At 69.6% G+C, this 26404-nt stretch carries 25 protein-coding genes; 14 read left to right on the plus strand and 11 right to left on the minus strand.

Annotation, left to right across the window (positions count from 1 at the left end; translation table 11 throughout):
- Positions 1–270, minus strand: a complete 270-nt coding sequence (locus HGG74_RS04895) for a hypothetical protein (RefSeq protein ID WP_168485239.1) — start codon at positions 268–270, stop codon at positions 1–3.
- The gene (locus tag HGG74_RS04900) at positions 267–695 is read right to left on the minus strand and encodes a DUF3099 domain-containing protein (RefSeq protein WP_168485240.1); all 429 of its coding nucleotides are present in this window, start codon (positions 693–695) and stop codon (positions 267–269) included. Before HGG74_RS04900 ends, HGG74_RS04895 begins: the two co-directional genes overlap by 4 nt.
- A gap of 113 nt (positions 696–808) precedes the next feature.
- Here HGG74_RS04900 and HGG74_RS04905 point away from each other — a divergent pair, with 113 nt between their 5' ends.
- Both HGG74_RS04905 and HGG74_RS04910 read left to right on the plus strand, forming a co-directional pair.
- Positions 809–1528 (plus strand): beta-ketoacyl-ACP reductase, encoded by a 720-nt coding sequence (locus HGG74_RS04905; protein WP_168485241.1) that lies wholly within the window; start codon positions 809–811, stop codon positions 1526–1528.
- Between the two features lie 196 nt (positions 1529–1724).
- On the plus strand, positions 1725–2480 hold the full coding sequence (locus HGG74_RS04910) for an SDR family oxidoreductase (protein WP_168485242.1): 756 nt from the start codon (positions 1725–1727) through the stop codon (positions 2478–2480).
- Between the two features lie 150 nt (positions 2481–2630).
- Here the strand turns inward: HGG74_RS04910 and serB are convergent, their stop codons facing one another.
- Positions 2631–3533: a phosphoserine phosphatase SerB gene (gene serB, locus HGG74_RS04915; RefSeq protein ID WP_168485243.1), complete on the minus strand. Its 903-nt coding sequence runs from the start codon at positions 3531–3533 to the stop codon at positions 2631–2633.
- 103 nt (positions 3534–3636) lie between these two features.
- Between serB and HGG74_RS04920 the strand changes: the two genes are divergently transcribed.
- The 6 genes from HGG74_RS04920 (at position 3637) to HGG74_RS04945 (ending at position 8658) form a co-directional block, all read left to right on the plus strand.
- Positions 3637–4425 carry an ABC transporter ATP-binding protein gene (locus tag HGG74_RS04920; protein WP_168485244.1) on the plus strand — a complete coding sequence of 263 codons (789 nt, stop codon included), beginning with the start codon at positions 3637–3639 and terminating at the stop codon, positions 4423–4425.
- A 13-nt stretch (positions 4426–4438) separates the two neighbouring features.
- The gene (locus HGG74_RS04925) at positions 4439–5227 is read left to right on the plus strand and encodes a sulfite exporter TauE/SafE family protein (RefSeq protein ID WP_168485245.1); all 789 of its coding nucleotides are present in this window, start codon (positions 4439–4441) and stop codon (positions 5225–5227) included.
- Positions 5224–6030: a TrmH family RNA methyltransferase gene (locus HGG74_RS04930; RefSeq protein ID WP_168485246.1), complete on the plus strand. Its 807-nt coding sequence runs from the start codon at positions 5224–5226 to the stop codon at positions 6028–6030. Before HGG74_RS04925 ends, HGG74_RS04930 begins: the two co-directional genes overlap by 4 nt.
- A gap of 154 nt (positions 6031–6184) precedes the next feature.
- Positions 6185–6439 (plus strand): type B 50S ribosomal protein L31, encoded by a 255-nt coding sequence (locus tag HGG74_RS04935; protein ID WP_168485247.1) that lies wholly within the window; start codon positions 6185–6187, stop codon positions 6437–6439.
- Positions 6440–6810: 371 nt separating this feature from the next.
- Complete coding sequence (lplAB, locus tag HGG74_RS04940; protein WP_168485248.1) at positions 6811–7872, plus strand: lipoate-protein ligase LplAB; 1062 nt, start codon at positions 6811–6813, stop codon at positions 7870–7872.
- A 90-nt stretch (positions 7873–7962) separates the two neighbouring features.
- A complete protein-coding gene (locus tag HGG74_RS04945) occupies positions 7963–8658 on the plus strand; it encodes a neutral zinc metallopeptidase (RefSeq protein ID WP_205761403.1) in 696 nt (231 codons plus the stop codon).
- Between the two features lie 18 nt (positions 8659–8676).
- Here HGG74_RS04945 and pepN read toward each other — a convergent pair whose 3' ends face one another.
- Together pepN and HGG74_RS04955 are read right to left on the minus strand one after the other, a co-directional pair.
- Positions 8677–11280 (minus strand): aminopeptidase N, encoded by a 2604-nt coding sequence (gene pepN, locus HGG74_RS04950; protein WP_168485249.1) that lies wholly within the window; start codon positions 11278–11280, stop codon positions 8677–8679.
- Between the two features lie 43 nt (positions 11281–11323).
- Positions 11324–12358 (minus strand): YeiH family protein, encoded by a 1035-nt coding sequence (locus HGG74_RS04955; RefSeq protein WP_246262672.1) that lies wholly within the window; start codon positions 12356–12358, stop codon positions 11324–11326.
- A gap of 101 nt (positions 12359–12459) precedes the next feature.
- Between HGG74_RS04955 and HGG74_RS04960 the strand changes: the two genes are divergently transcribed.
- From HGG74_RS04960 to HGG74_RS04970, 3 genes are read left to right on the plus strand one after another with little or no spacing between them, the layout of a single operon-like run.
- A complete protein-coding gene (locus HGG74_RS04960; protein WP_168485250.1) occupies positions 12460–14019 on the plus strand; it encodes a circularly permuted type 2 ATP-grasp protein in 1560 nt (519 codons plus the stop codon).
- A gap of 37 nt (positions 14020–14056) precedes the next feature.
- Positions 14057–14983, plus strand: coding sequence for an alpha-E domain-containing protein (locus HGG74_RS04965; RefSeq protein ID WP_168485251.1), 927 nt, complete (start codon positions 14057–14059; stop codon positions 14981–14983).
- On the plus strand, positions 14980–15831 hold the full coding sequence (locus HGG74_RS04970) for a transglutaminase family protein (protein WP_168485252.1): 852 nt from the start codon (positions 14980–14982) through the stop codon (positions 15829–15831). The genes HGG74_RS04965 and HGG74_RS04970 overlap by 4 nt, the downstream gene beginning before the upstream one ends.
- Positions 15832–15856: 25 nt before the next feature.
- Here HGG74_RS04970 and HGG74_RS04975 read toward each other — a convergent pair whose 3' ends face one another.
- Both HGG74_RS04975 and glgC read right to left on the minus strand, forming a co-directional pair.
- On the minus strand, positions 15857–17317 hold the full coding sequence (locus tag HGG74_RS04975; RefSeq protein WP_168485253.1) for an SDR family oxidoreductase: 1461 nt from the start codon (positions 17315–17317) through the stop codon (positions 15857–15859).
- A gap of 97 nt (positions 17318–17414) precedes the next feature.
- The gene (glgC, locus tag HGG74_RS04980; protein WP_168485424.1) at positions 17415–18677 is read right to left on the minus strand and encodes a glucose-1-phosphate adenylyltransferase; all 1263 of its coding nucleotides are present in this window, start codon (positions 18675–18677) and stop codon (positions 17415–17417) included.
- Positions 18678–18780: 103 nt separating this feature from the next.
- Between glgC and glgA the strand changes: the two genes are divergently transcribed.
- Positions 18781–19980, plus strand: a complete 1200-nt coding sequence (gene glgA, locus HGG74_RS04985) for a glycogen synthase (RefSeq protein ID WP_168485254.1) — start codon at positions 18781–18783, stop codon at positions 19978–19980.
- Between the two features lie 71 nt (positions 19981–20051).
- Entirely contained in the window at positions 20052–20507 is a 456-nt protein-coding gene (locus HGG74_RS04990) for an SRPBCC family protein (RefSeq protein ID WP_168485255.1), read from the plus strand.
- 12 nt (positions 20508–20519) lie between these two features.
- Here HGG74_RS04990 and HGG74_RS04995 read toward each other — a convergent pair whose 3' ends face one another.
- From HGG74_RS04995 to HGG74_RS05010, 4 genes are all read right to left on the minus strand, one after another.
- A complete protein-coding gene (locus HGG74_RS04995; RefSeq protein ID WP_168485256.1) occupies positions 20520–21521 on the minus strand; it encodes a zinc-dependent alcohol dehydrogenase family protein in 1002 nt (333 codons plus the stop codon).
- Between the two features lie 4 nt (positions 21522–21525).
- Positions 21526–21939, minus strand: coding sequence for an Hsp20/alpha crystallin family protein (locus HGG74_RS05000; RefSeq protein ID WP_168485257.1), 414 nt, complete (start codon positions 21937–21939; stop codon positions 21526–21528).
- A gap of 157 nt (positions 21940–22096) precedes the next feature.
- On the minus strand, positions 22097–24181 hold the full coding sequence (locus HGG74_RS05005) for an acyl-CoA dehydrogenase family protein (protein WP_168485258.1): 2085 nt from the start codon (positions 24179–24181) through the stop codon (positions 22097–22099).
- Positions 24182–24255: 74 nt separating this feature from the next.
- Positions 24256–24960, minus strand: a complete 705-nt coding sequence (locus HGG74_RS05010) for a TetR/AcrR family transcriptional regulator (RefSeq protein WP_312856746.1) — start codon at positions 24958–24960, stop codon at positions 24256–24258.
- Between the two features lie 79 nt (positions 24961–25039).
- On the opposite strand from HGG74_RS05010, the gene HGG74_RS05015 reads away from it, so the two are divergent.
- Positions 25040–26404: an acetyl-CoA C-acetyltransferase gene (locus HGG74_RS05015; protein WP_168485260.1), complete on the plus strand. Its 1365-nt coding sequence runs from the start codon at positions 25040–25042 to the stop codon at positions 26402–26404.

Genomic DNA, 26404 nt, shown 5'->3' on the forward strand with positions numbered 1-26404 from the left:
CTAATCGCCCCCTTCCCCGCCCGCCGCTCCCGGCAGGGGCAGAGTCTGGCGCCAGAGGCCGCGCAGTGTCAGGTATTCTTCCAGCCACTCGCGATGGGCGGTGCAGGCCAGCCAGATCTTCCGCCGCTCAGGGGTGTGGATCCGCGGGTTGTTCCAGAGCAGCTGCCAGGCGGCGCCGTCGCGGCAGCCTTTGCGGGAGCAGATCTTTCCGCCAGAGTGCTGTTCCTCCGCACGGGAAGGCCCGCCGGAGAGTTGGTCAAAAATACTCATGCGGCGTCCCGGCCGTCCGCCTCGCTGCGGTCCGGCGGGCCGCCGGGCGGCCCGGCCTCCGGGGAGTCCTGGTCCTCGACCACTTCGCCGCGAAGGATGTCCACGTGGTCGCGGCCGGCCAGGGATTCGCCGGAGGGCAGCTCCGGCAGCGGTGCCTGGTCCAGCAGGGCGTCGCTGGGCTTGATCCGGCTCTGGTCGGCGCCGCCGTTGGCAATGATCACGGCGATCCAGGGCAGGAACACCGCGCCGGCCACAAACAGCCAGCGCTGCCAGCCGGGGATGAAGAAGAACAGCAGCAGGCACGCCAAGCGGATCGACATGGCCACCGTGTACTTGACCATGCGGCGGTGCATTTCATCCGTATGGCTTTCCTGGGCGTCCGTAATGTTCAGGACTTCCCCGTTGTTATCCGACCGTGCGTTCATCACTCTCCATAGGCCCTCTTCAATTCTCCCACGCGCCGGAACAGGTGCCAAAGCCGGCGGGAGGGCCCGGCTAGGATTCTTAGGGAGCACCGACAGGAACCACGGAGGTATGAGTGCAGAACGAACAGCAGGGACGCAGTGTCCTGGTCACCGGCGGCAACCGGGGGATCGGCCTGGCCATTGCCCGGGCCTTCCAGGCCAATGGCGACAAGGTGGCCATCACCTACCGCAGCGGCGAGGTGCCCGAGGGCTTCCTCGGGGTCAAGGCGGACGTGACGGATGCCGCGTCCGTGGATGCCGCCTTCAGCGAGGCCGAGGCGGCGCACGGCCCGGTGGAAGTGGTGGTCGCCAATGCCGGCATCACCCGGGACACCCTGCTGCTGCGCATGAGCGAGGAAGACTTCACGGAGGTCATCGACACCAACCTCACCGGCGCTTTCCGCGTGATCAAGCGCGCCTCCAAGGGCATGATCCGGCTGAAGCGGGGGCGGGTTGTCCTGATTTCCTCGGTGGTGGGCCTGTACGGCTCGCCGGGACAGATCAACTACGCCGCCTCCAAGGCGGGCCTGGTGGGCATTGCCCGTTCGCTCACCCGCGAACTGGGTTCGCGCGGCATTACCGCCAACGTGGTGGCCCCGGGATTCATCAACACCGACATGACAGCCGCGCTGCCGGAGGAGACCCAGAAGAACTACCTGGGCAGCATCCCGGCCGGCCGCTTCGCCGAGCCGGAGGAGGTGGCCAATGTGGTGCGCTGGGTGGCCAGTGACGAGGCAGCCTACATCTCCGGCGCGGTGATCCCGGTAGACGGCGGGCTCGGCATGGGCCACTAGGATTGGGGCGCCCCGGAGTGTCGGCTTCGCCGCCACTCCGGGCCCCTCGCGCCCCACTCCGTTCAGCAGCTGCCCTTTGTGGGCAGCCTACAAACGAAACTGCTCCGGGGACTGGCAAGATGGTTCCCGGAGCCGTTTTCGTTAAGCATTCCCTACAAGGGGGTGCCTTCACCTTTTCCAACTCGAAGGAGCAGCCATGGGCGCATTGGAAGGCAAGACAGCAATTGTCACGGGATCATCCCGCGGGATCGGGGCCGAGGTAGCCAAACTGCTGGCCGCCGACGGCGCCGCCGTCGTCGTCAACTACCGCCAGAAGGCCCCCCGGGCCAACAAGGTGGTGGCCGGGATCGAGGAGGCCGGTGGCCGGGCAGTCGCCGTGGGTGCCGACCTGACGTCGCCGGAAGGGGCGAAGGCACTGGTCGATGCGGCCCGGGAGAACTTCGGCGGACTGGACATCCTGGTGCTCAACGCCTCCGGCGGAATGGAAACCGGGCTGGGCGAGGACTACGCCATGCGCCTGAACCGGGACGCGCAGCTGAACATGCTCGAGGCCGCAGTGGAGGCCATGCCGGCAGGTTCGCGGGTGGTGTTCGTCACCAGCCACCAGGCGCACTTCATCCATTCCGTGCCCACCATGCCCGAATACGAGCCGGTGGCGCTGAGCAAGCGTGCCGGCGAGGACGCCCTGCGCGCGAAGCTGCCGCAGCTGGAGGCCAAGGGCATTTCCCTGGTGGTGGTCTCCGGGGACATGATCGAGGGCACCGTGACGGCCACGCTGCTGGACCGCGCCCGTCCCGGCGCCATCGAGGCGCGCCGGGCAGAGGCGGGCAAGCTGTACTCAGTGGAGGAATTCGCGGCCGAGGTGGCCCGGATGGTGACCGCCGACGTGCCCTCCGGCCACACCGAGTACGCCGGCGGTGCGGAGAGCTTCCTGAAGCAGTCCCGGCCGTAAGGGCCCGCGGGCCCCGCCCCCTTCGCTCGGGCGGGGCCCGCGGCAAGAGAGCCGCCCGGGGTCCCCGTGCGCGGAGCGCGGGGCAGGCGGTGAACTCAGCGTCTGCCGGCCTCCCGTCCCTCGCTTCGCTCCGGACGGGGCCCGTGGCCGTCAGACTCCTGCGAAGTAGCGGGCGACGTCCAGGTACGGGATGGTGATGGCGGCATCGGCTGCCATCCGGACGGCCGGCTTGGCATTGAAGGCGACGCCGAGGCCCGCCGCCGCGAGTATGTCCAGGTCGTTCGCCCCGTCGCCGATCGCGATGGTCTGGGCCAGGTCGATGCCTTCGGCCGCCGCCCATTCGCGCAGCGAGGCCTCCTTGACGGCGCGGTCCACCACGGTCCCGACCACCTTGCCGGTAAGCCTACCGTCCTCGACGCCGAGCAGGTTCGCGCGCCAGTAGCTCAGCTTCAGCCCTTGGGCCAGCGGATCCAGGACCTGGCTGAAGCCGCCGGAGACCACCGCCACTGCATGTCCCCTGTCCAGGAATGCCTCCACCAGTTCGGCCGCTCCGTCGCTCAGCTCCACGTCGCCGCGGACCTTCTCGATCACCTCCGAGGGCAGCTGGGCCAGTGTGGCTACGCGCGCATGCAGACTCTGGGCAAAGTCCAGCTCGCCACGCATCGCCGCCTCGGTGACGGCCGCCACCTCCTCGCGATTGCCGGCATGTTCGGCCAGCAGCTCGATGACTTCCTGCTTGATCAGCGTCGAGTCCACGTCCATGATCAGCAGCTTCCGTTGCGGGCCGGCCAGCGCCGCGGGGACGACGGCGGTGCCTACCTCATCGCCGTAGCCTGCTCCCGGCCCGGCCACCGCGGCCCGGAGGACTCCCAGCCCGTCGCCGGGGAGGCCGTCGTATGCCACCTGCAGGACCGCCACTTCGAACCGGTCGTTGGCCGAGCGTTCCCACGTCTCCGTCTTGCCGCCGGCGCCGGCAACGGCCTGCTGCACCTGGGCCAGATAGTCGTCGGGGAGGACATATCCATAGGACACGACGCGGAACTGGGAAAGCATGTATGGATCCTTTGCACAATGGGGGCGGGACTGCCGGTCAGTCATCCGGCATCCAGTTTAGCGTTTGGCGAACGCTACGCGTTTTAGCCTACTGTCTACTGATATGAGTGATGTTCTTGAATTTGCCGGGGTCAGCGTGGTCCGCGGGCGAAAAGTCCTGCTCGATGACGTGGACTGGCAGGTCAGGGACGGGGAGCGCTGGGTTGTCCTCGGCCCCAACGGTGCCGGCAAGACCACCTTGCTGCAGATTGCCGGCGCGCGGCTGCATCCCACCCGTGGGGTGGCCGGCATCCTCGACGAAGTCATGGGCCGGGTGGATGTCTTCGAACTGCGCCCGCGCATCGGGCTGGCCTCGGCCGCGCTGGCCAGCCAGATTCCCGAGCACGAGACGGTGCTCAACGTGGTGGTCACGGCCTCGTACGGGGTCACCGGCCGCTGGCGCGAGCAGTACGAGCGGATGGACGAGCGGCGGGCCTTCCGGCTGCTGGATGCCTGGGGCATGTCCACCTTCATGAACCGCACCTTCGCCTCGCTCAGCGAGGGGGAGCGCAAGCGCGTGCAGATCGCCCGGGCACTGATGTCCGATCCCGAACTGCTGCTGCTTGACGAGCCCGGTGCCGGACTGGACCTGGCCGGCCGGGAGGAACTGGTGCACAGCCTGAGCCAGCTGGCGGCGGACGAGGAAGCGCCGGCGCTGGTGCTGGTCACCCACCATCTGGAGGAAGTGCCCCCGGGGTTCACCCACGCCATGCTGCTGCGCGAGGGCGCCGTGGTGGCCCAGGGTCCGATTGCCGATGTGCTGACCGAGGAGCATCTGAGCGAAACCTTCGGCCTGCCGCTGGAAGTCAGGTCCGAGGGCGGCCGCTACACCGCCGTCGCCCGCCGCGCCTAGGCGCCCCGGCCGGATGGAGCCGCTCCATGCTGCCCTCATCGCGCTCGGCGGGCTCTGGGCCGGGACCATCAACAGCGTTGTCGGATCCGGCACGCTGGTCACCTTTCCCATCCTGGTGGCGCTGGGCTACCTGCCGGTGACGGCCACCATCTCCAACGCCATGGGCCTGATTGCGGGCGGGGCCGGCGGCGTCTACGGCTACCGCCGGGAGCTGGCGGGACTGCGGCGCACCCTGGCCACGCTGCTGCCGGCGTCCCTGCTGGGCGGCATCACCGGAGCCGCCCTGCTGCTGAACCTGCCGGACAGCGTCTTCGGCGTCGCTGCCCCGTTCCTGATTGTGGTGGCGCTGTGCTTTGTCATCTTCCAGCCGCGGCTGCAGGCCTGGGTGCGCGAACGCCAGGCAGCGCAGGCGCGGCGGAAGACCCGCCCCTGGCTGCTGCTGGTGCTGGTCTTTGCCGCCGGTGTCTATGGCGGCTACTTCGTGGCAGCCCAGGGGGTGCTGCTGCTGGGCATCCTTGGCGTCTTCCTGCACGGCAGCATGCAGCAGGCCAATGCCGTCAAGAACGTGCTGGTGCTGGGCGTGAACCTGATTGCCGCGGTGTCCTACATGCTGTTCGCCTTTGCCCGGATCGACTGGTGGGTGGTGCTGGCCATCGCCGTCAGCTCCCTGGCCGGGGCGCTGTTCGGTTCCGCCGTCGGGCGCCGGCTGAAACCGGTGGTGCTGCGCGGCATCATCGTCGCCCTGGGCCTGGTGGCGTTGTGGACGATGGTGGCCCAGCTGGTCCAGGCGGCCGGCCGGTGAACCTGCAGTACCTGACCGACCCGGCGGATCCGCGGGTGGCCGACTACACGCAGCTGACGGACACCGCGCTGCGCCGCCGGCGGGAGCCCGCCGAGGGCATGTACATTGCCGAAAGCTCCAAGGTGCTCCGGCGTGCCATCCGGGCAGGCCACCGGCCGCGTTCCTTTTTCCTGGCCGAGAAGTGGCTGCCGGACCTGGCCGACGTGCTCGAACAGTTCCCCGAGGTGCCGGTGTTCGTCGGCGCTCCGGAGGTGCTCGAAGCCGTCACCGGCTTCCACCTGCACCGGGGTGCGCTGGCCGCCATGCACCGGCCCGAACCGCTGTCCGTGGCCCAGGTGCTCGAGGGGGCACGGCGGGTGGCTGTCCTGGAGGACATCGTGGACCACACCAATGTGGGGGCCATATTCCGGTCCGCGGCGGCCATGGGCCTGGATGCGGTGCTCATCAGTCCGCGCTGCGCGGATCCGCTTTACCGGCGCAGCATCCGGGTGAGCATGGGCACGGTGTTCCAGATCCCGTGGGCACGGCTGGCCGACTGGCCGGGGGACCTGGCCGCCCTGCACGACGCCGGTTTTACGACGGCGGCGCTGGAGCTGACCGAGGATGCCATCGGCCTGGATGAGCTGGAACGGCGCAGCTTCGACCGGCTCGCCCTGGTGCTGGGCACCGAAGGCGCAGGCATGCTGCCGCAGACCCTGGCCCTTGTGGACCTGAAGGTGATGATCCCAATGCGGGAAGGCGTCGATTCGCTGAATGTGGCCGCCGCCAGCGCCGTGGCTTTCTGGGCCTGCCGGCGCTCCTGAGCGGGCCGTGCAGGGGCCCTGCCGAATTTCCTGGCGGACCCCGCGATGCGGTAAGGTGGAGTGCTGGCCGGCCGACGGCCGGAACTGCGTTAGTGCTGTTCAACATCCTGCATGCCGCTGGCAAAATCCAGGGGCGAGAACCAAAGGTGCAACTATGAAGTCTGACATCCACCCGGGATACAGCCCGGTTGTTTTCCGCGACCTGGCCTCCGGTGTTTCCTTCCTGACCCGGTCCACCGTTTCCTCCGACAAGACTGTCGAGTGGGAAGACGGCAACACCTACCCGCTGATCGAGGTCGAAATCTCCTCCGAGTCGCACCCGTTCTACACGGGCAAGCAGCGCATCATGGACAGCGCCGGCCGTGTGGAGCGCTTCAACGCCCGCTTCAAGAACTTCGGCAAGAAGTAACCAGGCGGCCCGGCCGCTTGGAAGGATGCCCGCACCGCCCGGTGCGGGCATCGGCATTTAACCCTTTGGCCGGTGTGCCGGCGTCCGGGCACAAGAAAAGGCCGGCAACTTCGGGATAAGTTGGGGGGAGTTCTCCCGAAGTTGCCGGCCATCGCCGGTAGCCAGCCGGCTGTTCTTCACTCGCACCTTTATGAGGTGTCTTAGACATTATCCATCGGTGCTGGGTGCAACCTCCGGGTAACCTGAGAAAATGCTGTGACTTGCGCACCGGGGCTTGGGCGGGCGCACCCGGCCGGCACGGCCGGCGCCGGGAGCAGGACCGGCCCGCCCGGCCTGCATCCGTCCTGCAGCCACGCCAGTAAGGAGCACGAATGTCCGCGCATCACCACGGTGAGTACAAGGTCCACGGCGGCAAGCTCGTGGTGGCGGACCTGGAAGTCGCCGGCGGACGGCTGGTGCAGGTGTCGATCAGCGGCGACTTCTTCCTCGAACCGGACGAGGCGCTGCAGCACATCAACGACGCCCTCGGAGGAATGCCGGCGGAGAGCAGCCACGCGGAGTTCTCCGCGGCGATCACGGCGGCGCTGCCGCCGGACGCGGTCCTCTTCGGCTTCTCCGCGGACGCCGTGGCCGTTGCGGTACGCCGGGCCCTGGCCAAGGCCTCCGGGTGGCTGGACCACAACTGGCAGATCATTCCGCCCACTCCGCTGCCCACGCACATGCACGTGGCCATGGACGAAGTCCTCGCGCATGAGGTCGGTGCCGGACGGCGAGCACCGACGCTGCGCTTCTGGGAGTGGGAGGCGCCGTCGGTGGTCATTGGCAGTTTCCAGTCGCTGAAGAACGAAGTGGATCCGGACGGGGTGCGCCGCCATGGAATCACCGTGGTGCGCCGGATCAGCGGCGGGGGAGCGATGTTCATGGAGCAGGGCAATGCCATCACCTACTCGCTGTACCTGCCGCAGACGCTCGTGGACGGACTGAGCTTCGAGGCCTCCTACCCCTTCCTGGACGCCTGGGTCATGGCTGCGCTGGACAAGCTGGGCATTCAGGCCTTCTACAAGCCGCTGAACGACATTGCCACCCCCGAGGGAAAGATCGGCGGCGCGGCGCAGAAGCGCCTGGCCAACGGTGGCATGCTCCACCATGTGACCATGTCCTACGACATCGACGCGGACAAGATGCTCGAAGTGCTGCGGATCGGCCGGGAAAAGATCTCCGACAAGGGCATCGCGAGCGCGAACAAGCGGGTGGATCCGCTGCGCCGGCAGACCGGGCGGAGCCGCGAGGAGATCATCGAGGTCATGATGCAGACCTTCATGGACCGCTATGCCGCCGTTGAGGCCGGCTTCAGCGAGGAGGAACTGGCCGCGGCCCGGGAGCTGGTGGCCACGAAGTTCGCCACCGGACAGTGGCAGCACCGGGTGCCCTGACTGCCTTCGCCGGCTGCTGTGACACAAATAACGGAACAGTAACGGAAGCCGTTATACTGGTGGACCTTAGCAACACCAGGGAGGTTGACCGTGTCCCCCAAGAATCCACTCGTGCCGTCCGCCGGACGCCCGCTGGCCTCGCTGGCGCTGGCGGCAACTTTCAGCCTTGCCGGCGCCGGCGGTGCCGCAGCCGTAACCGTTCCCGAGCCGGCCCCGGTCGAAAACCTGGAGCAGGACATCAAGACCGCCCAGACCGCCACCGATGCCTACTGGGCCACGCATTGGAACGAATTCTTCACCGGGACGTACACGTCTCCGACCGTCGTCGGACTCTATGACGGGACGAATCCGGCCACCGCCCCGGTCTGCGGCGGCCAGCCACTGGGTCCGGGCAATGCCTACTACTGCCCGGAAGGCGACTATGTTGCCTGGGACATCGGCCTGATGGAAACCGGCTACCTGAACGGGGACGCATGGCCGTACCTGGTGGTCGCACACGAGTGGGGGCACGCGGTGCAGTACCGGCTGGCCGAGGAACTGCGGTCGCAGGCAGCCGAACTCCAGGCCGACTGTTTTGCCGGCGCGTCGCTGTTCGGGGCGGCCGCCGACGGAACGCTGGTCTTCGAGGACGGCGACCAGCAGGAACTCGAGGCTGCGCTGACGGCGCTGGCCGACCAGACGCCATGGACCAAGGCCGGCGACCACGGCAATGCCGCCGAACGGGTGGAGGCCTTCAGCACCGGCCGCGAGGGCGGGCCCGCCGCCTGCCTGCCGGAGGCGCCGTAGTCACCGGCCGCCGCCCGCTCACCGGCGGGCGGCGGCCTGCGCGGTAAGCGCGCGGACCAGATGGTCCCGCTGCTCGATCACGATCCGGCGCAGGGCTGCCGGCGCCTGGGCGTGCGCCCGGAGCCATTCGTCGGTACGTACGACGACGGGGTGCCCGGCGGGATCCTGGCCGTCCGCCAGGTCCTGGGCCAGCGGGTAGAGTCCGCGGGCGATCCGGCCGGCCAATTCGATGCTCCGGCCGGCCCAGACCTGCTCCAGGCTGTCGAAGTAGGGTTCGGTCCAAGGGTCGAGCAGGTCGTGGCTGCCCTGGTTGAAGCCGTCGATGGTCGCATCGAGCAGCTCGTTGGACAGGGCCGTTCCTTCGACCGCATCCCGCCACGCCTGCGCCTTGACTCCCGGGTCCGGCCGCGCGGCCATGGCCGTCAGATGCCAGGCCCGTCCGGAGGCGGTCCGGTCCCTGGACAGCTCGGCATCCAGGGCTGCCTGGCCGGCGTGGCCGGTGGCGGCCAGCGCCTGCCAGCACCGCCAGCGCAGGTCCGGGTCCAGGGTCAGGCCCGGCACCGTCGCGGAGCCGTCCAGCAGCCCGGCGAGGAAGTCCGCGCAGCTGCCGGTGCGGCGGGCCAGGGCCGCGAGGGCCCGGGCCTGGAGCAGCTGGGCGTCGCTGCCGGGTGCTGCGCGTTCCAGCTCCCGGCGCGCCGAGGCCAGCAGCCGTTCGCGCAGCGCCGGCCGCGAGCCGGCGGGACAGTAATGTTCCACCGCGTACCGGGCGTTCTCCAGCAGCACCTGCAGCACGCCCGGATCCGACTCCGCGGATGCGAAGCGTTCCACCGCAGCCACATAGTCGGCGGGAGGCAGCGCAGCGTCCCGGGTCATGTCCCACAGCAGGTACCAGCACAGCGCACGGGCCAGCGGATCAGCGATCCGGTCCAGGGCGGAGAGCACGGTGTCCAGCGAACGCTCATCCAGGCGTACCTTGGCATAGCTGTGGTCCCCGTCGTTGGGCAGCAGCAGTGCCGGAACGTCCAGGCCGGCCACGTCGGGAACGCCGCTGTCCGCCCCGGTGACGTCCAGCTCGCGGACGGCGGTGCGGGCCAGGGTGCCGCCGTCGAAATCATAGAACCCCAGCTGCAGCCGGTGCGGCCGCAGCACACCGCCGGCAGGACCCGGGGAGTCCTGCCGGATGCGTACCCCGGCCAGCCGTCCGCCATCCTGAGCGGTTTCGGCGGTGAGCGTGGAGACGCCGGCCGTCTGCAGCCAGAGCCGGGCCCAATCCTGCATCTGGCGGCCCGAGGCGGCGCCGAGCACGGCCAGGAAGTCCGTGAGCGAGGCGGTGCCGTAGGCGTTGTCCCGGAAATAGCGCCGGACCGCGTCCCGGAACGCTTCGAAGCCCACATACGCGACCAGCTGCTTGAGCACCGCGGCGCCCTTGGCGTAGGTGATGCCGTCGAAGTTCTGCTTGGCCGCTTCCAGGTCCGGAATGTCCGCGACGACCGGGTGGGTGGTGGGCAGCTGGTCCTGCACGTACGCCCATGCCTTGCGGCGGTTGGCGAAAGCGACCCAGGCACCGGTGAACTCGGTGGCCTCGGCCGAGGCCAGCGCGCCCATGTAGTCGGCGAAGGATTCCTTGAGCCACAGATCGTCCCACCAGGCCATGGTCACCAGGTTGCCGAACCACATATGCGCCAGCTCGTGCAGGATCGTGTTGGCCCGGGCCTGGTACTGGGCCCGGGAGGCCCGGGACCGGAAGACATAGTCCTCGGTGAAGGTGACCAGCCCGGGGTTCTCCATCGCGCCGAGGTTGTATTCGGGAACGAAGGCCTGGTCGTACTTGCCGAACGGGTAGGGGTAGTCGAAGAGTTCGTGGAAGAAGTCCAGCCCCTGTTTGGTGATCTCGAAGATGCGGCCGGCGTCGAAGGCCTCCGCCAGCGAGGCTCGGCAGTAGGCCCCGAGCGGGACCTGCAGCACGGACCCGTCCGGCAGCCGGCGCTCCCACTGGTCCTCTTCGGCGTGGTAGGGACCGGCGAGCACCGCAGTGATGTACGTGGAAATCCGCTGGGTGGGTGCGAAGCGCCAGATCGAACAGTCCGGCGAGCTGGTCATCGGTTCCCGCACGGCTTCCGGCCCATTGGACAGGACGCGCCAGTGCGACGGCGCCGCAACGTTGAAGGTGAAGCTCGCCTTGAGGTCCGGCTGCTCGAAATTGGCAAAGACCCGGCGGGCGTCGGCCGGCTCGTACTGGGTGTAGAGATACGTTTCGCCGTCGGCCGGGTCCACGAAGCGGTGCAGGCCCTCGCCGCTGCGGCTGTACAGCGCGGTACCGATGATGGTGGCCTCGTTCTCCGCTTCCAGGCCCGGCAGGTGGATCCGGGCCCCGTCCACGACCGCTGCCGGATCCAGCCGGTTCCCGTTCAGCGTGACGGAGTGGATGCTCTCGTGGATGAAGTCCACGAACGTCGAGGACCCGGGCTCGCTGCAGGTGAAGGTGATGATGCTCCGGGACAGGAAGCTGCCGGCTTCGGGATCCCGGGCGTTGCGCAGGTCCAGGGCGACGTCGTACTGCTCCACCCGGATGCTGCGGGAGCGTTCGGCGGCCTCGGCCCGGCCGAGGTTTTCGTTCTTCACCCGGTCCATTTAACCACCGCCTCAGCGACGGCCCCAGCCCGGTTCAGACCCCTGCGAGCCCGGCGGCGGCCAGGCCCAGGGCAGCGACCAGCAACCAGGCCAGCAGCGCCGCGGCCAGCGCCGGCAGCGACGAATGCGCCAGCTCGCGCAGCCGCACGGAGGCGCCGAGCGCGAACAGCGCCGCGGCCAGCAGCAGGTCCTGCAGTATCCCGAGCACGAAGAGCACCGGCAGCGGCAGCCAGCCGGTACTGCGCAGCAGCACCATGGCCAGGAACCCGGCCAGGAACAGCGGCACTACGGGCGGCCTGGGCCCGGCGTGGCCGCCGGCGGCATTGCCGGCCGTGCAGCGGCGGGCCCGCCGGCCGTGCAGCGTCACCGCGGCCACCACCGGGGCCAGCATCGCCACGCGGACCAGCTTGACGACGACGGCGACGGCCAGCGCCGCCGGGCCGGCGGTCTGCGCCGCGGCGACCACCTGGCCAACGTCGTGCACGGACGCCCCGACCCAGAAGCCGAAGGTCTGCGCGGTCAGGCCGGCCGGCTGCATCAGCGCCGGCAGCACCGCGATGGCGAGCGTGCCGCACAGGGTCACCAGCGCCACCGGGGCGGCCGCATCGCGGTAGCGGCTGCCGCGGGCCGCCGCGACGGCGGCGACAGCCGAGGCGCCGCAGATGGCGAAGCCGGCGGCCAGCAGCAGCGGCTGTTCACCGGGCAGCCGGAACAGCCGGGCGAGCAGGTAGGTGCCGGCGAAGGCGGCCAGCACCAGCAGGACGGTCAGGACCAGGGCCTGCCAGCCGAGCCCGGCCAGTTCGCCCAGCGACAGCCGGGCCCCGAGCAGCACGATGCCGGCGCGCATCAGTGTCTTGGCGGAAAACCTCAACCCCGGGGCCAGGCCGCCGGTCACCGCCGCGGACAGACCCGGCAGGTTCGCGGCGAGGATGCCCAGGCCGACGGCGAAGCTCATCGCCGGCACCGCAGGCCACACGGCGTGCGCGCCGAAGGCCAGCAGCACCGCTGCCGCGGCGGCCGCCAGACCAGGCAGCAGGGCCGGCAGCAGCGACGGCCGCAGACCGGGCAGCAGGGTGCGGGCGGGGGGATTGGGCACCTGCCCATCCTAGGGGAACACGCCGTCGGCAGCGCCGCTATGACAAAGGAGTGAAGACGTGAAAACCTTTAGCCATGTCTGACCTTTTCCAGGACTATGCTGCTGCGGCCGGACGCAGCGCCGCCTACGACGAAATGTTCGGCCCCGGGCAGATCCCGCGGCCGGAGTATTCGCACGTGGCCGCGGCGCTGGGTGCCCAGACGCTCGCCGACGTCACCGCCCGCGCCGACTCGATGGCACGCACCTTCCTGGACCGCGGGGTCACCTTCGACTTTGCCGGGGAGGAGCGTCCGTTCCCGCTCGACATCGTCCCGCGGGTGATTTCCGCCGCGGACTGGACCGTCCTGGAGCACGGGGTGGCCCAGCGGGTGCACGCGCTGGAAGCATTCCTGCAGGATGTCTACGGGAAGATGCAGGTGGTTTCCGACGGGGTGATTCCGCGGCGGCTGGTGACCTCGAGCGCGCATTTCCACCGCGAGGTCTCCGGCTTCGATCCGGCCGGCGGGGTGCGGGTGCTGATTTCCGGCATCGACCTGGTGCGCGACGATGCCGGCACCTTCCGGGTGCTCGAGGACAATGTGCGCGTGCCCAGCGGCGTGAGCTACGTGCTGGAGAACCGGCGGGCCATGGCCAAGGGGCTGCCCGAGGCCTTCGCCCAGCTGAGCGTGCGGCCGGTGGAGGAGTATCCGCGCCGGCTGCTCTCGGCGCTGCGCAAGACGGCGCCGCCGAGCGTCGAGGACCCGACCGTCGTCGTTCTCACCCCGGGGGTGTTCAACAGCGCCTATTTCGAGCACACCCTGCTGGCGGGGCTGATGGGCGTGGAGCTGGTGGAGGGGCGGGACCTGATCTGCCGCGGCAACCGCGTCTACATGCGCACCACCGCCGGCGAGCAGCGGGTGGATGTGATCTACAAGCGGATCGACGACGATTTCCTGGATCCGCTCCAGTTCCGCTCGGACTCCGTGCTGGGCTGCCCCGGCATCGTCAACGCCGCCCGGGCCGGCAACGTGACCATCGCCAACGCGGTAGGCAATGGCGTGGCGGACGACAAACTGGTGTATACGTATGTGCCGGACCTGATCCGCTACTACCTGGGCGAGGAGCCGGTCATTCCGAACGTGGACACCTTCAGGCTGGAGGAACCGGCGGCACGCGAGGAGGTCATGGACCGGCTGGACGAGCTCGTGGTCAAGCCCGTGGACGGCTCCGGCGGCAAGGGGCTGGTGATCGGCCCGAGCGCCTCCAAGGAGGAACTCGAGGGGCTGCGGGCCAAGGTGCTGGCCGATCCGCGCGGCTGGATCGCCCAGCCGGTGCTGCAGCTGTCCACCGTCCCGACCATGGCCGGCGGGCGGTTCGGCCCGCGGCATGTGGACCTGCGTCCGTTCGCCATCAACGACGGCGACGACATCTGGGTGCTGCCGGGCGGGCTGACCCGGGTGGCGCTGAAGGAAGGGTCACTGATCGTCAACTCAAGCCAGGGCGGCGGCTCCAAGGACACCTGGGTGCTGGCCGGCAGCGATGTCACGGCAGCCCCGGACGCTCCCGCTGCGCCGGCAGCAGTGCCTGCGGTGCACGAGCGCACGAGCGTCTGGCCGGTCGAGTCCGGCTGGCAGGAAGGGGCGCAGGAGCAATGAGCGGACCCGTGGAACCAAGCGAAGGAGCTGTACCCGGATGCTGAGCCGGATTGCCGAATCCCTGTTCTGGATCGGCCGCTATGTCGAGCGCGCGGACGGCACGGCCAGGATTTTGGACGTCAACCTGGAACGGCTGAACCAGCTGCCGGCCTCCGAGCAGCACCAGGTGGCCGGCCAACTGCTGGGCATCATGGGCTCCCGCCCGGAGACGGCCGACTTCGGGCTAAGCGAGCTGCTGAACAGGCTGGCCTACGACCGGACCAGCCCGTCGTCGATAGCCGGCGCGCTGGGCGCCGCCCGCGAAAACGCACGGCGTGCCCGGGAAACCGTCTCCTCGGCACTGTGGGAATGCCTGAACACCACCTGGTACGGCCTGAGCCAGCACCGCAAGGACGTGGTGGGCACCTACCGGTTCTGCCACTGGGTGCTGGAACGCACGGCGATGGTCAACGGCCTGGCCGACACCACGATGAGCCACGACGAGGGCTGGCAGTTCATGATCCTGGGCCGCAGCCTGGAACGGGCGGACATGACCGCGCGCATGCTGCAGGCCCCGGACCTGCTCTCCTCCGGCCTGTCCTGGGTGAACATGCTGCGCTGCGCCGGCGCGTACGAGTCCTTCCTGCGCACCCGGCGCGCCGCCTCCGGCGAGGAACACGCCGCCGAGTTCCTGCTGCTGGACCGGCTCTTCCCGCGCTCGGTCGTGTACGCGCTCGGCGATGCCGAACGGGCGCTGGAACAGCTGGACCCGTCCTACCAGCGCGTCGGCTTCATCGACGACGCCCGCCGGATCGTCGGCCAGGCCAGGACGTTCCTGGAGTTCCACCAGACCGCCAACCTGATGGCGGAACTGCCCGAACACATGGACCGGGTGCAGAAGGCCTGTGCCCAGGCTTCCGATGCCATTACCCGCAAATACTTTGCCCAGACGGTGGATCTGGCCTGGGTTGGAGAGGTTTCATGACGCGCCTGCGGATCGAGCACCGTACCTGCTATACCTACGACCGCCCGGTCTCGGTGTCCTACAACGAGGCGCGGATGACGCCGGTGACCGATGCCCAGCAGGTGGTGCTGGAATCGAGCGTGAAGGTCAGTCCCGCCGGCGCGGTGCTGAGCAGCTACCGGGATTACTGGGGCACCCGGGTGACGGCGTTCGACCTGCAGATCCCGCATGATTTCCTTGAGGTCGCGGCGGTGAGCACCGTCGAGGTGCACCGCAGCGGGCGCGTGCTGCCCGAGGAGGAAAACGTCGGCTGGGACGGACTCGGTACGGATGCCGTGCTGGACGAATTCTCCGACTGGTTGCCGCAGACGCCGCTGAGCGAGCCGGGCGCCGAGGTGCGCAAGCTGGTGGCCGGCCTGGTGGACGGGCGCGGCCCGCATGCGGCGGCGCACACGGTGATGGACTGGATGAAGGGCGAAATGCAGTACGTCAAGGGCGTCACCGGGGTGCAGTCGAACGCCGAGGAGGTCTGGAACCACCGCCAGGGTGTCTGCCAGGACCTGGCCCATCTCGGGATCGGCGCGCTGCGCAGCCTGGGCATTCCGGCCCGCTATGTTTCCGGCTACCTGCATCCCCGCCCCGAGGCGTCGGTGGGTGAGACCGTGGCCGGGCAGTCGCACGCCTGGCTGGAGTGGTGGGACGGGCAGTGGCAGGGCTGGGACCCGACGAATGCCGGACCGGTCGGCGACTTCCACGTCTCCGTGGCGCGCGGGCGCGACTACCGGGACGTACCGCCGCTGAAGGGCATCCTTTCCGGCGGCGGCGGCTCGCAGCTGCAGGTGTCGGTGGAAGTGACCCGCATCGCCTGACAAGCTCAACAGGTTGTGCGGCCCACTACCAGGCTGAGGGCTTGTAGTCCTTCAGGAAGCAGCCGTACAGATCCACCCCGGCTTCGCCCTGCACGATCGGGTCGTAGACGCGCGCGGCACCATCGACAAGGTCCAGCGGCGCCCGGAAACCCTCCTCGGCCAGCCGGACCTTGGTGTGGTGCGGACGTTCGTCGGTGATCCAGCCGGTGTCCACGGCAGTCATGAGGATCCTGTCCTTCGTGAACATCTCCCCGGCGCTGGTCCGGGTGAGCATGTTGAGCGCGGCCTTGGCCATGTTGGTGTGTGCATGGCCGGGCCCCTTGTAGCGGCGGCCGAACTGGCCCTCCATGGCCGAGACGTTGACCACGTACTTGCGCCGGGCTGTCGAGGACGCCAGTGCCGCGCGCAGCCGGCTAACCAGCAGGAACGGTGCGGTGACATTGCACAGCTGGACCTCGAGCATCTCGACCGGGTCCACCTGCTCGACCGTCCGGGTCCAGCTGTTGAGGTCGGTGATGTCCGGCACCAGCCCGCCGGCGTCCACCGCGGTGCCGGCGGCGATCCGCTCCGGGGCGGCGGATCCGGCAGCCAGTGCCAGGGCGGTCAGTTCCTCCGCGGCCAGTCCCCGCCCCGCGGCCGCAGCAGCCAGGGCCGGCGGGTGGGGGTGGTGGGCAGGGCCGAAACCGACCAGCTCCGGGGCCGTCCGGCCGCCGGGCAGCGCTGCCTGCTCGGCCTGCACCAGCGGGCGGTAGGCGTCCGCGGAGCGGCGGACTGTCTGGGCGGCGTTGTTGACCAGGATGTCCAGCGGCCCGGCGGCTGCGACCGAATCCGCCAAGGCCAGGACCTGGGCAGGATCACGCAGGTCGATGCCGGCAATCGTGAGCCGGTGGATCCAGTCCGCACTGTCGGGGACGGCCATGAAGCGCCGGGCTGCGTCCTTCGGAAAGCGCGTGGTGATGGTGGTGTGCGCGCCGTCGCGCAGCAGCCGCAGCGCAATGTACATGCCGATCTTGGCCCGGCCGCCGGTCAGCAGGGCTCGCCGGCCCGACAGGTCCGCAGAGGCGTTCCGCTTGCCGTGGCTGAAGGCCGCACAGCCGGGGCAGAGCTGATGGTAGAAAGCGTCCACCTGGGTATAGGGCTGCTTGCAGATGTAGCAGTTGCGCGGGCGGACCAAATGGCCGGCCACGGCGCCCGGGGCCGGGGAAACCAGCTCGATGCCCGCGGTCTCGTCGTCGATCCGGTCGTTGGCCGCCGTGGCGGTGCGGGCCATGACCGCGCGGTCCGCGGCGGCAATGGCGTCCCGCTTCTCGCGGCGACGGTGCCGCCGGGCCTCCTTGAACATCTTGCCGGTGGCTTGGCGGACAGCCACGAAATCGGGGTGGCTGTCCGCCAGCGTATGGATCCGTCCGAGCACCTTCAGGCAGATGGAGATCTCCTCCGGCGTCAGTTCTGCGGTTCCGGCAGGGCTGGTGTCGACAGCGGTCATGGGATGGTTCAAACTCCGGAGGGCAGGGGTGCGGGAACCTGGTTCCCGCCGGGCAGGTGCCCTCCGAGTCTACCGGGGCCGGCCGGGCCGCCGGCTCCTAGGCGCCGGCGACGGTGTCCGCGGCCAGCACCTCCTGGCCCTTGGTCAGCACGGTCAGGCCGGAGTCGGTCACGGTAAAGCCCCGGGCGCGGTCCTGCTCCGGGTCCACCCCGATGGTCGCCCCCGCCGGCACGTGGACGTTCTTGTCCAGGATGGCCCGGCGGAGCACGGCCCCCTCGCCGACGCGCACGTTGTCCATCAGCACGCAGCCGTCCACGTGCGCCCCCTCGGACACGTACACATTGTTCGCCAGCACCGAGTAGCGCACGTCGCCGCCCGAGACCACCGTGCCGGAGGCCAGGATCGAGTCGTGCGCCGCCCCGTCCCGGCCGCCGGCGCCGCGGACCAGCTTGACCGGCGCGAAAACGTTGTGCCGGGTGTAGATGGGCCACTCCTGGTTGTACAGGTTGAAGGCCGGCAGCGGGCGGATCAGGTCCATGTGCGCGTCATAGTAGGAATCCAGCGTGCCGACGTCGCGCCAGTACTGCCGGTCCGCCTCATTGGCCCCGGGCATGTCGTTGGTGGTGAAGTCGTAGACGGCCGCCTCACCGCGCCCGACGAAGTAGGGGATGATGTCCCCGCCCATGTCGTGGTTGGTATCCAGCCGCTCGGCGTCCGCCTCCAGCGCCTCGAGCAGGGCGTCCCGGCTGAACACGTAGTTGCCCATGGACGCCAGGAAGCTCTGCGGATCATCGGGAAGTCCGGGCGTGCTGGCCGGCTTTTCCACGAAGGCCGAGATCTTCCGGGGATCCGCCGGGTCGGTTTCGATGACACCGAACTGGTTGGCCAGGTACAGCGGCTGGCGTACCGCGGCCACGCTGGCCGCGGCACCGCTTTGCACGTGGGCGTCCACCATCTGCTGGAAGTCCATGCGGTAGACATGGTCCGCACCGATGACGACGACGATGTCCGGTTTTTCGTCGTGGATCAGGTTCTGCGACTGGTAGATGGCGTTCGCGCTGCCCAGGAACCAGCTCTTGCCGCGGCGCTGCTGCGCCGGTACCGTGGCCACGTAATTGCCCAGCTGGGAGGACAGCCGCCAGGTTTCGGAAATGTGCCGGTCCAGGCTGTGCGATTTGTACTGCGTCAGCACCACGATCTTCAGGTAGTGCGAGTTGACCAGGTTCGACAGTGCGAAATCGATCAGCCGGTAGCTGCCGGCGAAAGGCACCGCGGGCTTGGCCCTGTCCGCGGTCAGGGGCATCAGGCGTTTGCCTTCACCACCGGCCAGAACTACTGCCAGAACCTTCTTGTGCGGCATGAACGCGTCCCCATTTCTGTTCCCCATAGCCACTGTGGCCAACTGTGAAGCAATGCTTTTTTCAGACTAGGTGAGAAGTGCGGGCTGCACTACGTTAGATTTCGTGCGGATCGATATTGTGACAAAGGAATTCCCTCCGGAAATCTACGGGGGCGCCGGCGTCCACGTGGCCGAACTCAGCCGGGTGCTGGCGGACAAGGTGGACCTGAACATCCATGCCTTCGGCGGGCCCCGCCCCGAAGACTTCCACGGCGCCCGGGTACGCAGCTATGCCGTGCCGGAAGAACTCAAGGACGCCAATGCCGCGGTGCAGACCCTCGGCGTCGACCTGGCCATGCTCACGGCCATGCAGGGTGCCGACCTGGTGCATTCGCACACCTGGTACGCGAACATGGCCGGCCACCTCGGCTCGCTGCTGCACGGGATTCCGCATGTGCTCAGCGCACACTCCCTGGAACCGCTGCGCCCGTGGAAGGCAGAGCAGCTCGGCGGCGGCTACCGGCTGTCCTCCTGGGCGGAGAAGACCGCCTACGAGGCGGCCGCGGCGATCATCGCCGTCTCCGCCGGCATGCGGGCCGACATCCTGCGCAGCTACCCGGAGGTGGACCCCGCCAAGGTGAAGGTGGTCCACAACGGGATCGACGTGGAGCTGTGGCAGCGCGACGAAAACGACGACGCCGTGCGCGCCCTGGGGATCGATCCCGGGCGGCCCTCGGTGGTCTTCGTCGGCCGCAACACCCGGCAGAAGGGCGTGCCGTACCTGCTGCGGGCGGCGGACCAGCTGCCGCCGGAGGTCCAGCTGGTGCTCTGCCTGGGCGCGGCCGATACCCCTGAGCTGGCCGCCGAGACGACCGGCCTGATCGACGGGCTGAAGTCCCGGCGCGACGGCGTGGTGCTGATCGAGCGCATGCTGCCGCGCCACGAGCTGATCCAGGTGCTCAGCCACGCCACGGCGTTCGCCTGCCCGTCCATCTACGAGCCGCTGGGCATCGTCAACCTGGAAGCAATGGCCTGCGGGGCCGCCGTCGTTGCCAGCGCCACCGGCGGGATTCCCGAGGTCGTCCAGGACGGCGTCACCGGGACCTTGGTGCCGCTGGAGCAGGTCACGGACGGGACCGGCACGCCGCTGGATCCGGAGCAGTTCGTCCGGGACTTCGCGGCGGCGCTGACCGCCACGGTGGGCGATCCGGAACGGGCCCGCCGGCAGGGCGAGGCCGGCCGGAAGCGGGCGGAGGAGCACTTCTCCTGGCACTCGATCGCCGACAGCACCCTCGAGGTCTACCGCAGCGTGCTCGGAAGCTAGTCGTCCGCACAAGCTCCGGCGGTGGCCCGCCGGAGCTTGTGCGGCTTCCGCAGCGGGTTTTACCATCGGGCATGGAGAAGCTGCGGTACACGGTCCGGGTCAATGCCCCCGCGCATACCGTCTGGACCACCATGCTGGACCCGTCATCCTACCGGGAATGGACCAGGGCGTTCCTGGACGGTTCCTACTACGAGGGAAGCTGGGAACAGGGAAGCGAAATCCGGTTCCTCGGACCCAACGAAGACGGCTCCGAGGACGGGATGATCGCCACGGTGGTCGAGAACCGGCCGGACGAGTTCGTCTGCGTCGAGTACCGCGGGCAGATCGAAGGCGGTCTCGAGGATACCTCCAGCGAAGCGGCGCGGAAGCTCGCCGGGGCGCGGGAGGCCTATACGTTCCGCGAGTCCGGCGGGGTCACGACTGTCGAGGTGGAACTCGACAGCCAGGACGAGTACGCCGCCATGCTGGACGAGGCCTGGCCGAAGGCCCTCGCCAGGCTGAAGGAACTGGCCGAGGCCGCGGCGTAGCCGGGACTGCCCTCAGGAAACGTGCAGGACGGCTGCCCCGGTGATCCGGTCCGCAGCCAGATCGATCAGCGCCTGGTCGGCGGCGTCGAGCCGGTAGCTGACGGTGGCCGGACGCAGCGGTATGTCCGCGGCCAGCGCAAGGAACTCTTCGCCGTCGCGCCGGGTATTGGCGGTCACGCTGCGCAGCTGCCGCTCCTGGAACAGGTCCGTCGCATAGTGCAGCGGCGGGATGTCGCTCAGGTGGATGCCGGCGATGGCCAGGGTGCCGCCGCGGTCCAGGGCCCGCAGGGCGGGCGGGACCAGCCGGCCGGCGGGCGCGAACAGGATGGCCGCGTCCAGCGGCTTCGGCGGGGCCGCCTCGGCGTCTCCGGCGTACACCGCGCCCAGGTCCAGGGCGAGCCGGCGGGCGGATTCCGAGCGTGTCATGACGTAGACCTCGGCCGACCGGTACAGGGCCACCTGGGCGGCCAGGTGGGCCGAAGCGCCGAAGCCGTAGATGCCCAGCCGCCCGCCCGGGGGCAGTTCGGCGCGTTCGAGGGCGCGGTACCCGATGATCCCGGCGCACAGCAGCGGTGCCGCCTCCTCGTCGTCGAACACCTCCGGCACAAAGTAGGCGTAGCCTTCGGGAACGGTCAGCAGCTCGGCGTAGCCGCCGTCGTGGTGCCAGCCGGTGAATTCCGGCGCCAGGCAGAGATTCTCGCTGCCGCGCAGGCAGAACCGGCAGCGGCCGCAGGTCGACCGCAGCCAGGCAACGCCCGCCCGGTCCCCCAGGCGGAAGCGGCGGCAGCCGGGTCCCAGCCCGACCACCTCGCCGACCGCCTCGTGTCCGGGAACTACGCCGGGCCGCTTCGGCGGCAGGTCGCCCTCGGCCAGGTGAAGGTCGGTGCGGCAGACCCCGCAGACCCGTACGGCGACCAGCAGCTCGCCCGGCCCGGGCTCCGGATCGGGCCGCTGCTCCCAGCGCAGCGGCCGGCCTGCGGCCGGCCCGGGCGCCGCCACGGCCCACGCGTGCATGCGCTCAGCCCCGGTTGATCCGTACCTTGCCGGCGCCCGGCGGCGGTTCCTGCGGCACCGGGATGCGCACTTCCAGCACACCGTCCCGGTAGCTGGCGGTCACGTCTTCCTGCCGGCAACCGGGCGGAAGGCTGATGTCGCGGGAGAAGGAACCGTACTTGAACTCGGACCGGTAGCCGTCCCTGGTCTTTTCTTCGGAGTCTTCCCGGCGCTCGGCCTTCAGCTGCAGCATGCCTTCCCGGACGCTGAGTTCAATATCGTTGTCCGGATCGACCCCGGGCAGCTCGGCCCTGACCACCATGGTGGAACCGTCCCGGAACTCCTCGATCCGTGGCCAGGGGGTTTCCCATTCACCCTCGATGAACCGACGGAACGGCTCCGGCAGGTCGAACCGGTCCCTGCGTATCATGCCGCCCATGATTTACGTCTCCTCGGTCTTCCCTTTGCAGGGGTGTTCCCCGTCGCCAGGTGCTCCCTTTGCAGCGGTTCCCTTGGTGCCGTCCCGGGACGCAACACCACCAGAATAGCGCGCCCCGGGAGGACGGGTAGGTGCTCCGGGACCCGGCCGGCGGGGTTCAGCCTTCGGGCTGCAGGTATTTTTCCGGGACCGGGAAATCGCCGCTGGCCCGGCGGGCGCGGGCCCAGGCCAGGGCCTCCTGCTGCCGCGCGGCCTCGGCGCCGGTGGCGATGGCGGCGCGCAGCTGCTCCGGGCCGTAGCCGAAGGCGTCCACGAGATCCTGGGCGTGCGGGCGCAGGCGGTGCAGCAGCCGGTTCAGGTAGGGTCCCAAGGTCCGGGCACGCTGCGCCGAGAGCCGGCCGTTCAGCAGGTACCAGCCCAGGTGCTGCTCGATCAGACCCAGTCCGAACAGGTCCCTTAGCCAGGTCAGCACTTCGAGCGTTCCGGGATCCCGGATGCCTTCCAGCGCCCGGGTGAAGGCCTCCCACTGCAGCAGGTCGCCGTGCGCACGGGCGGCCTCGATCAGCCCGTGCTGGTGCCGGTTGAAGATTTTCGCGGATTCGGTCGGGGGCAGTTTGCCCGCACCACGCAGGGCACCGGCGAGTTCGGCCACCATGGCGCCGACCCGCCCGGTGAGCAGTTCGCGCTGGGTGCCGGGGTCCTTGAGGTAGTTGGCGGCCCTGCGGTCCGAGCCGGTGTCGGCGACGGTCTGGACCACCCGGCGCAGCCCGGTCCGGTGCAGCGTCACATCGGCGGCCTGCGCGGCGACCCAGCGGGCCAGGACACCGAAGTCCGCGTTGCGGAACTCCTTGGCGTAGTCGGCCAGCAGCCGCTTGGCCACCAGCTGGAGCAGGACGTTGTTGTCCCCTTCGAAGGTCGCGTAGATGTCCAGGTCGGCGCGCAGCAGGCTCAGCCGGTTTTCGGCCAGGAACCCCGCGCCGCCGCAGGCCTCGCGGCATTCCTGCAGCGTATCCAGGGCATGCCAGGTGCTCAGCGGCTTGAGCACGGCGGCCAGGGTTTCCAGGTCCTCGCGGTCCGCGTCGGTATCCCGGACGCCGGAGAACACGTCGTGGAACCGCTCCAGCAACTCCTCGTGCGCGAACGCGGCGGCATAGGTGCGGGCCAGCCGGGTCAGCAGCCGCCGCTGGTGCAGCTGGTAATCCAGCAGCCTCTGTTCTTCGGCGTTCGGACTGGCGGTGAACTGCCGGCGTTCGTTGGCGTAACGGACGGCGATGGCCAGCGCGGCCTTGCTCGCCGCGACGGCGGCGCCGTCGAGTGAGACCCGGCCCTGGACCAGCGTGCCGAGCATGGTGAAGAAGCGGCGGCCGGGGCTGGCAATGGGGGAGGAGTAGGTACCGTCCGGGGCGACGTCCCCGTAGCGGTTGAGCAGGTTGGCTCGGGGGATGCGCACATTGTCGAAGTGCAGGCGGCCGTTGTCGATGCCGTTGAGCCCGCCCTTGAGCCCGTCGTCCTCCCCGCCCACGCCCGGCAGGAACGCGCCGCCGTCGTCCCGGATGGGCACCATGAAGGCATGCACGCCGTGGTCCACCGGATGGTCCCGGCCGGGCGTGATGAGCTTGGCGAAGACGACGGCGGCCTTCCCGTCCCGGGCCGCATTGCCGAGGTAGTCCTTCCAGGCTGCCCTGAAGGGGGTATTGACCACGAATTCGCCGGAAGCCAGGTCGTACGTGGCGGTAGTGGCAATGGCGGAAACATCCGAACCGTGGCCCGTTTCGGTCATGGCGAAGGCCCCGGGCAGCCGCAGGCTCAGAATGTCCGGCAGCCACTTCTCATGGTGTCCAGTGGTGCCCAGATGCAGGATCGCCGCCCCGAACAGGCCCCACTGCACGCCGGCCTTGATCTGCAGTGACGGATCCGCCAGGACCAGCTCCTCGTAGCCGGCGATATTGCCGCCGGGATCGTCGGCACCGCCGAAGCGGGCAGGAAAGGCCCGGTGCACGCCGCCGTGGTCCACCAGGTACTGCAGCTGGTCCCGGACACGCCGGCGGTGCTCGGCCATGGACTGGCCGTCCAGGCGGTGCAGTTCCGGGTCGCCGGCCAGCCGGCGGGCTGCGCGGCGGATGTCCGGCCAGCGGCCCAGCAGGTAACCGCCCAGCAGCCCGACGTCGACTGCGTGGCCGGCATCGTCTGCGGCGGCAGGGCCGGGGGCCAGAGTGCGGGTCAGGGAAGCGGGCTGGGTCATCGTGGCTCCTTCGACGGCCGGCTGTCGGTCAGCCGGGAAGCTGGCAGGTTCGGTGTTCGCGCAGTGCGGCGGCGCTAGGAGAGCATCCGGACGCCGGGGAACTGTTCGGCAATGCCGCTGAACAGCCAGCCGGTGAGCTGCTCGGTCATTTCCTCCCGGCTGGGCTTGTCCGGCCCGTCAGGGCTGGCCAGCCACAGCTCGCCGGCGGCCCGTACCATGCCAATCGCCGCCGGCGGCCAGTAGTGCAGGGCGCGCAGCCGGGGACCGCCGCCGGCGGCCTGCAGCTGGGCATGGATGGCGTTCTCCATCATCCGGGTGATGGCGGAGACGAAATGGCTCAAGGCTTCCGGTTCCGTGCCGCCGGCGGTGACAGCAGAACCGGCCGGGGCCTCGGCGGGGGCGGCCCGGGTCACGAAGGCATAGACGTTGGGCGAGGTTTCGGCCATCTGCAGGTACGCCGACACCATGGCGCGCAGTCCCTCGTGCGGGCTGCGCGCCATGGCGGCGGCTTCCTGCAGGCGGGCCTGCATCTTGCCGATCACGACTTCGCCGACGGCCCGCTGCAGGCCGGCCTTGTCGCCGAAATACCTGTAGAAGACGGGTTTGGAAGTCCCTGCGGCCGCAGCAATCTCTTCCATGGAAGCGCCGGGGCCAAGGGCATGGACGGCCTGCCGGGCGGCCCGGATCAGTTCGCGGCGCCGGTCGGCCCGGTGCCGGTCCCAGCGGGCCGACCGGCCATCGCCCGCCGCAGGCGCAGCAGATGCCGAAGCGTTATTCACGTTACCGAGCGTATCAGTTACGCTTGGTAACGGTAACCACCCGTGCCGGTCCGCCGGAGCAGATGCAGGAGCGAACCTGATGACCGCAACACCCGAATCCCCGACCCCGAAGTCAGCACCGCAGCCGGCGCCGGCGGCGGAAACCCGGCCGGTACGCAGCGCCGTCGTCATCGGCGGAAACCGCATCCCGTTCGCGCGCGCCCATGGTGCCTACGCGGGAGCGAGCAACCAGGATATGCTCACCGCCGCCCTGGACGGGCTGGTGGCCCGCTTCGGACTGCAGGACGAACGCATCGGCGAGGTGGCCGCCGGCGCCGTGCTCAAGCACTCCCGGGACTTCAACCTCACCCGGGAAGCGGTGCTGGGCTCGGCCCTGTCGCCCGAAACGCCCGTCTACGACCTGCAGCAGGCCTGCGCCACCGGCCTGGAAACCGTCATCGGGCTGGCGAACAAGATCAAACTGGGGCAGATCGACTCCGCCATTGCCGGCGGCGTCGACTCGACCTCGGACGCGCCGATCGCGGTCAGCGAGGGGCTGCGTTCGGTGCTGCTGGAACTGGGCCGGGCCAGGAGCCCGAAGCAGAAGCTGGCGGCACTGGCCCGGCTGCGGCCCAAGGACCTGGCCCCGGAGGCCCCGAGCACCGCGGAGCCGCGCACCGGGCTGTCCATGGGCGAGCACCAGGCGCTGACCACCGCGGCCTGGAAGATCACCCGCGAGGCCCAGGACGAACTGGCACTGGCCAGCCACGCGAACCTGGCTGCCGCCTACGGGCGCGGCTTCTTCGATGACCTGATCACCCCCTACCGCGGCCTGGTCAAGGACGGCAACCTGCGCCCGGACACCTCGCTGGAGAAGCTGGCCAAACTGCAGCCGGTCTTCGGCAAGACCCTCGGGGAGGAAGCCACGATGACCGCCGGCAACTCCACCCCGCTCACGGATGGTGCCTCGGCGGTGCTGCTGGGCTCGGAAGACTTCGCCCGGCGCAACGACCTGCCGATGCTGGCGCGGGTGGTGGATGCCGAGGCGGCCGCCGTGGATTTCGTCCATGGCAAGGAAGGCCTGCTGATGGCTCCGGCGTACGCGGTGCCGCGCCTGCTGGAGCGCAACGGCCTGCGCCTGTCCGACTTCGACTTCGTGGAGATCCACGAGGCATTCGCCGGCACCGTGCTGTGCCACCTGGCCGCCTGGGAAAGCGAGGAATTCTGCCGCAACAAGCTCGGCCTGGACAGCCCGCTGGGCAGCGTGGACCGGGCCCGGCTCAACGTCACCGGGTCCTCGCTGGCCGCCGGCCATCCGTTCGCCGCCACCGGCGGACGGATCGTGGCCACGGTGGCCAAGCTGCTGCATGAGCAGGCTGCCGCCGAGGGACGCCGCGGCCGGGGCCTGGTCTCCGTCTGCGCCGCCGGCGGGCAGGGTGTGGCCGCCATCCTGGAGGCCTGCTGA

It is taken from the genome of Arthrobacter mobilis (assembly GCF_012395835.1).
In the GTDB taxonomy this organism is placed as follows: domain Bacteria; phylum Actinomycetota; class Actinomycetes; order Actinomycetales; family Micrococcaceae; genus Crystallibacter; species Crystallibacter mobilis.

Coding starts and splice junctions, on each gene's coding strand:
- serB (WP_168485243.1), bottom strand. CDS start 3,533: ATGCTTTCCCAGTTCCGCGTCGTGTCCTATGGATATGTCCTCCCCGAC.
- HGG74_RS04965 (WP_168485251.1), top strand. CDS start 14,057: ATGCTGAGCCGGATTGCCGAATCCCTGTTCTGGATCGGCCGCTATGTC.
- glgC (WP_168485424.1), bottom strand. CDS start 18,677: ATGCCGCACAAGAAGGTTCTGGCAGTAGTTCTGGCCGGTGGTGAAGGC.
- HGG74_RS04960 (WP_168485250.1), top strand. CDS start 12,460: ATGTCTGACCTTTTCCAGGACTATGCTGCTGCGGCCGGACGCAGCGCC.
- lplAB (WP_168485248.1), top strand. CDS start 6,811: ATGTCCGCGCATCACCACGGTGAGTACAAGGTCCACGGCGGCAAGCTC.
- HGG74_RS05015 (WP_168485260.1), top strand. CDS start 25,040: ATGACCGCAACACCCGAATCCCCGACCCCGAAGTCAGCACCGCAGCCG.
- HGG74_RS04900 (WP_168485240.1), bottom strand. CDS start 695: ATGAACGCACGGTCGGATAACAACGGGGAAGTCCTGAACATTACGGAC.
- HGG74_RS04970 (WP_168485252.1), top strand. CDS start 14,980: ATGACGCGCCTGCGGATCGAGCACCGTACCTGCTATACCTACGACCGC.
- HGG74_RS04920 (WP_168485244.1), top strand. CDS start 3,637: ATGAGTGATGTTCTTGAATTTGCCGGGGTCAGCGTGGTCCGCGGGCGA.
- HGG74_RS04895 (WP_168485239.1), bottom strand. CDS start 270: ATGAGTATTTTTGACCAACTCTCCGGCGGGCCTTCCCGTGCGGAGGAA.
- HGG74_RS04935 (WP_168485247.1), top strand. CDS start 6,185: ATGAAGTCTGACATCCACCCGGGATACAGCCCGGTTGTTTTCCGCGAC.
- HGG74_RS04925 (WP_168485245.1), top strand. CDS start 4,439: ATGGAGCCGCTCCATGCTGCCCTCATCGCGCTCGGCGGGCTCTGGGCC.
- HGG74_RS04975 (WP_168485253.1), bottom strand. CDS start 17,317: ATGACCGCTGTCGACACCAGCCCTGCCGGAACCGCAGAACTGACGCCG.
- HGG74_RS05000 (WP_168485257.1), bottom strand. CDS start 21,939: ATGGGCGGCATGATACGCAGGGACCGGTTCGACCTGCCGGAGCCGTTC.
- HGG74_RS04995 (WP_168485256.1), bottom strand. CDS start 21,521: ATGCACGCGTGGGCCGTGGCGGCGCCCGGGCCGGCCGCAGGCCGGCCG.
- HGG74_RS05005 (WP_168485258.1), bottom strand. CDS start 24,181: ATGACCCAGCCCGCTTCCCTGACCCGCACTCTGGCCCCCGGCCCTGCC.
- HGG74_RS04910 (WP_168485242.1), top strand. CDS start 1,725: ATGGGCGCATTGGAAGGCAAGACAGCAATTGTCACGGGATCATCCCGC.
- HGG74_RS04990 (WP_168485255.1), top strand. CDS start 20,052: ATGGAGAAGCTGCGGTACACGGTCCGGGTCAATGCCCCCGCGCATACC.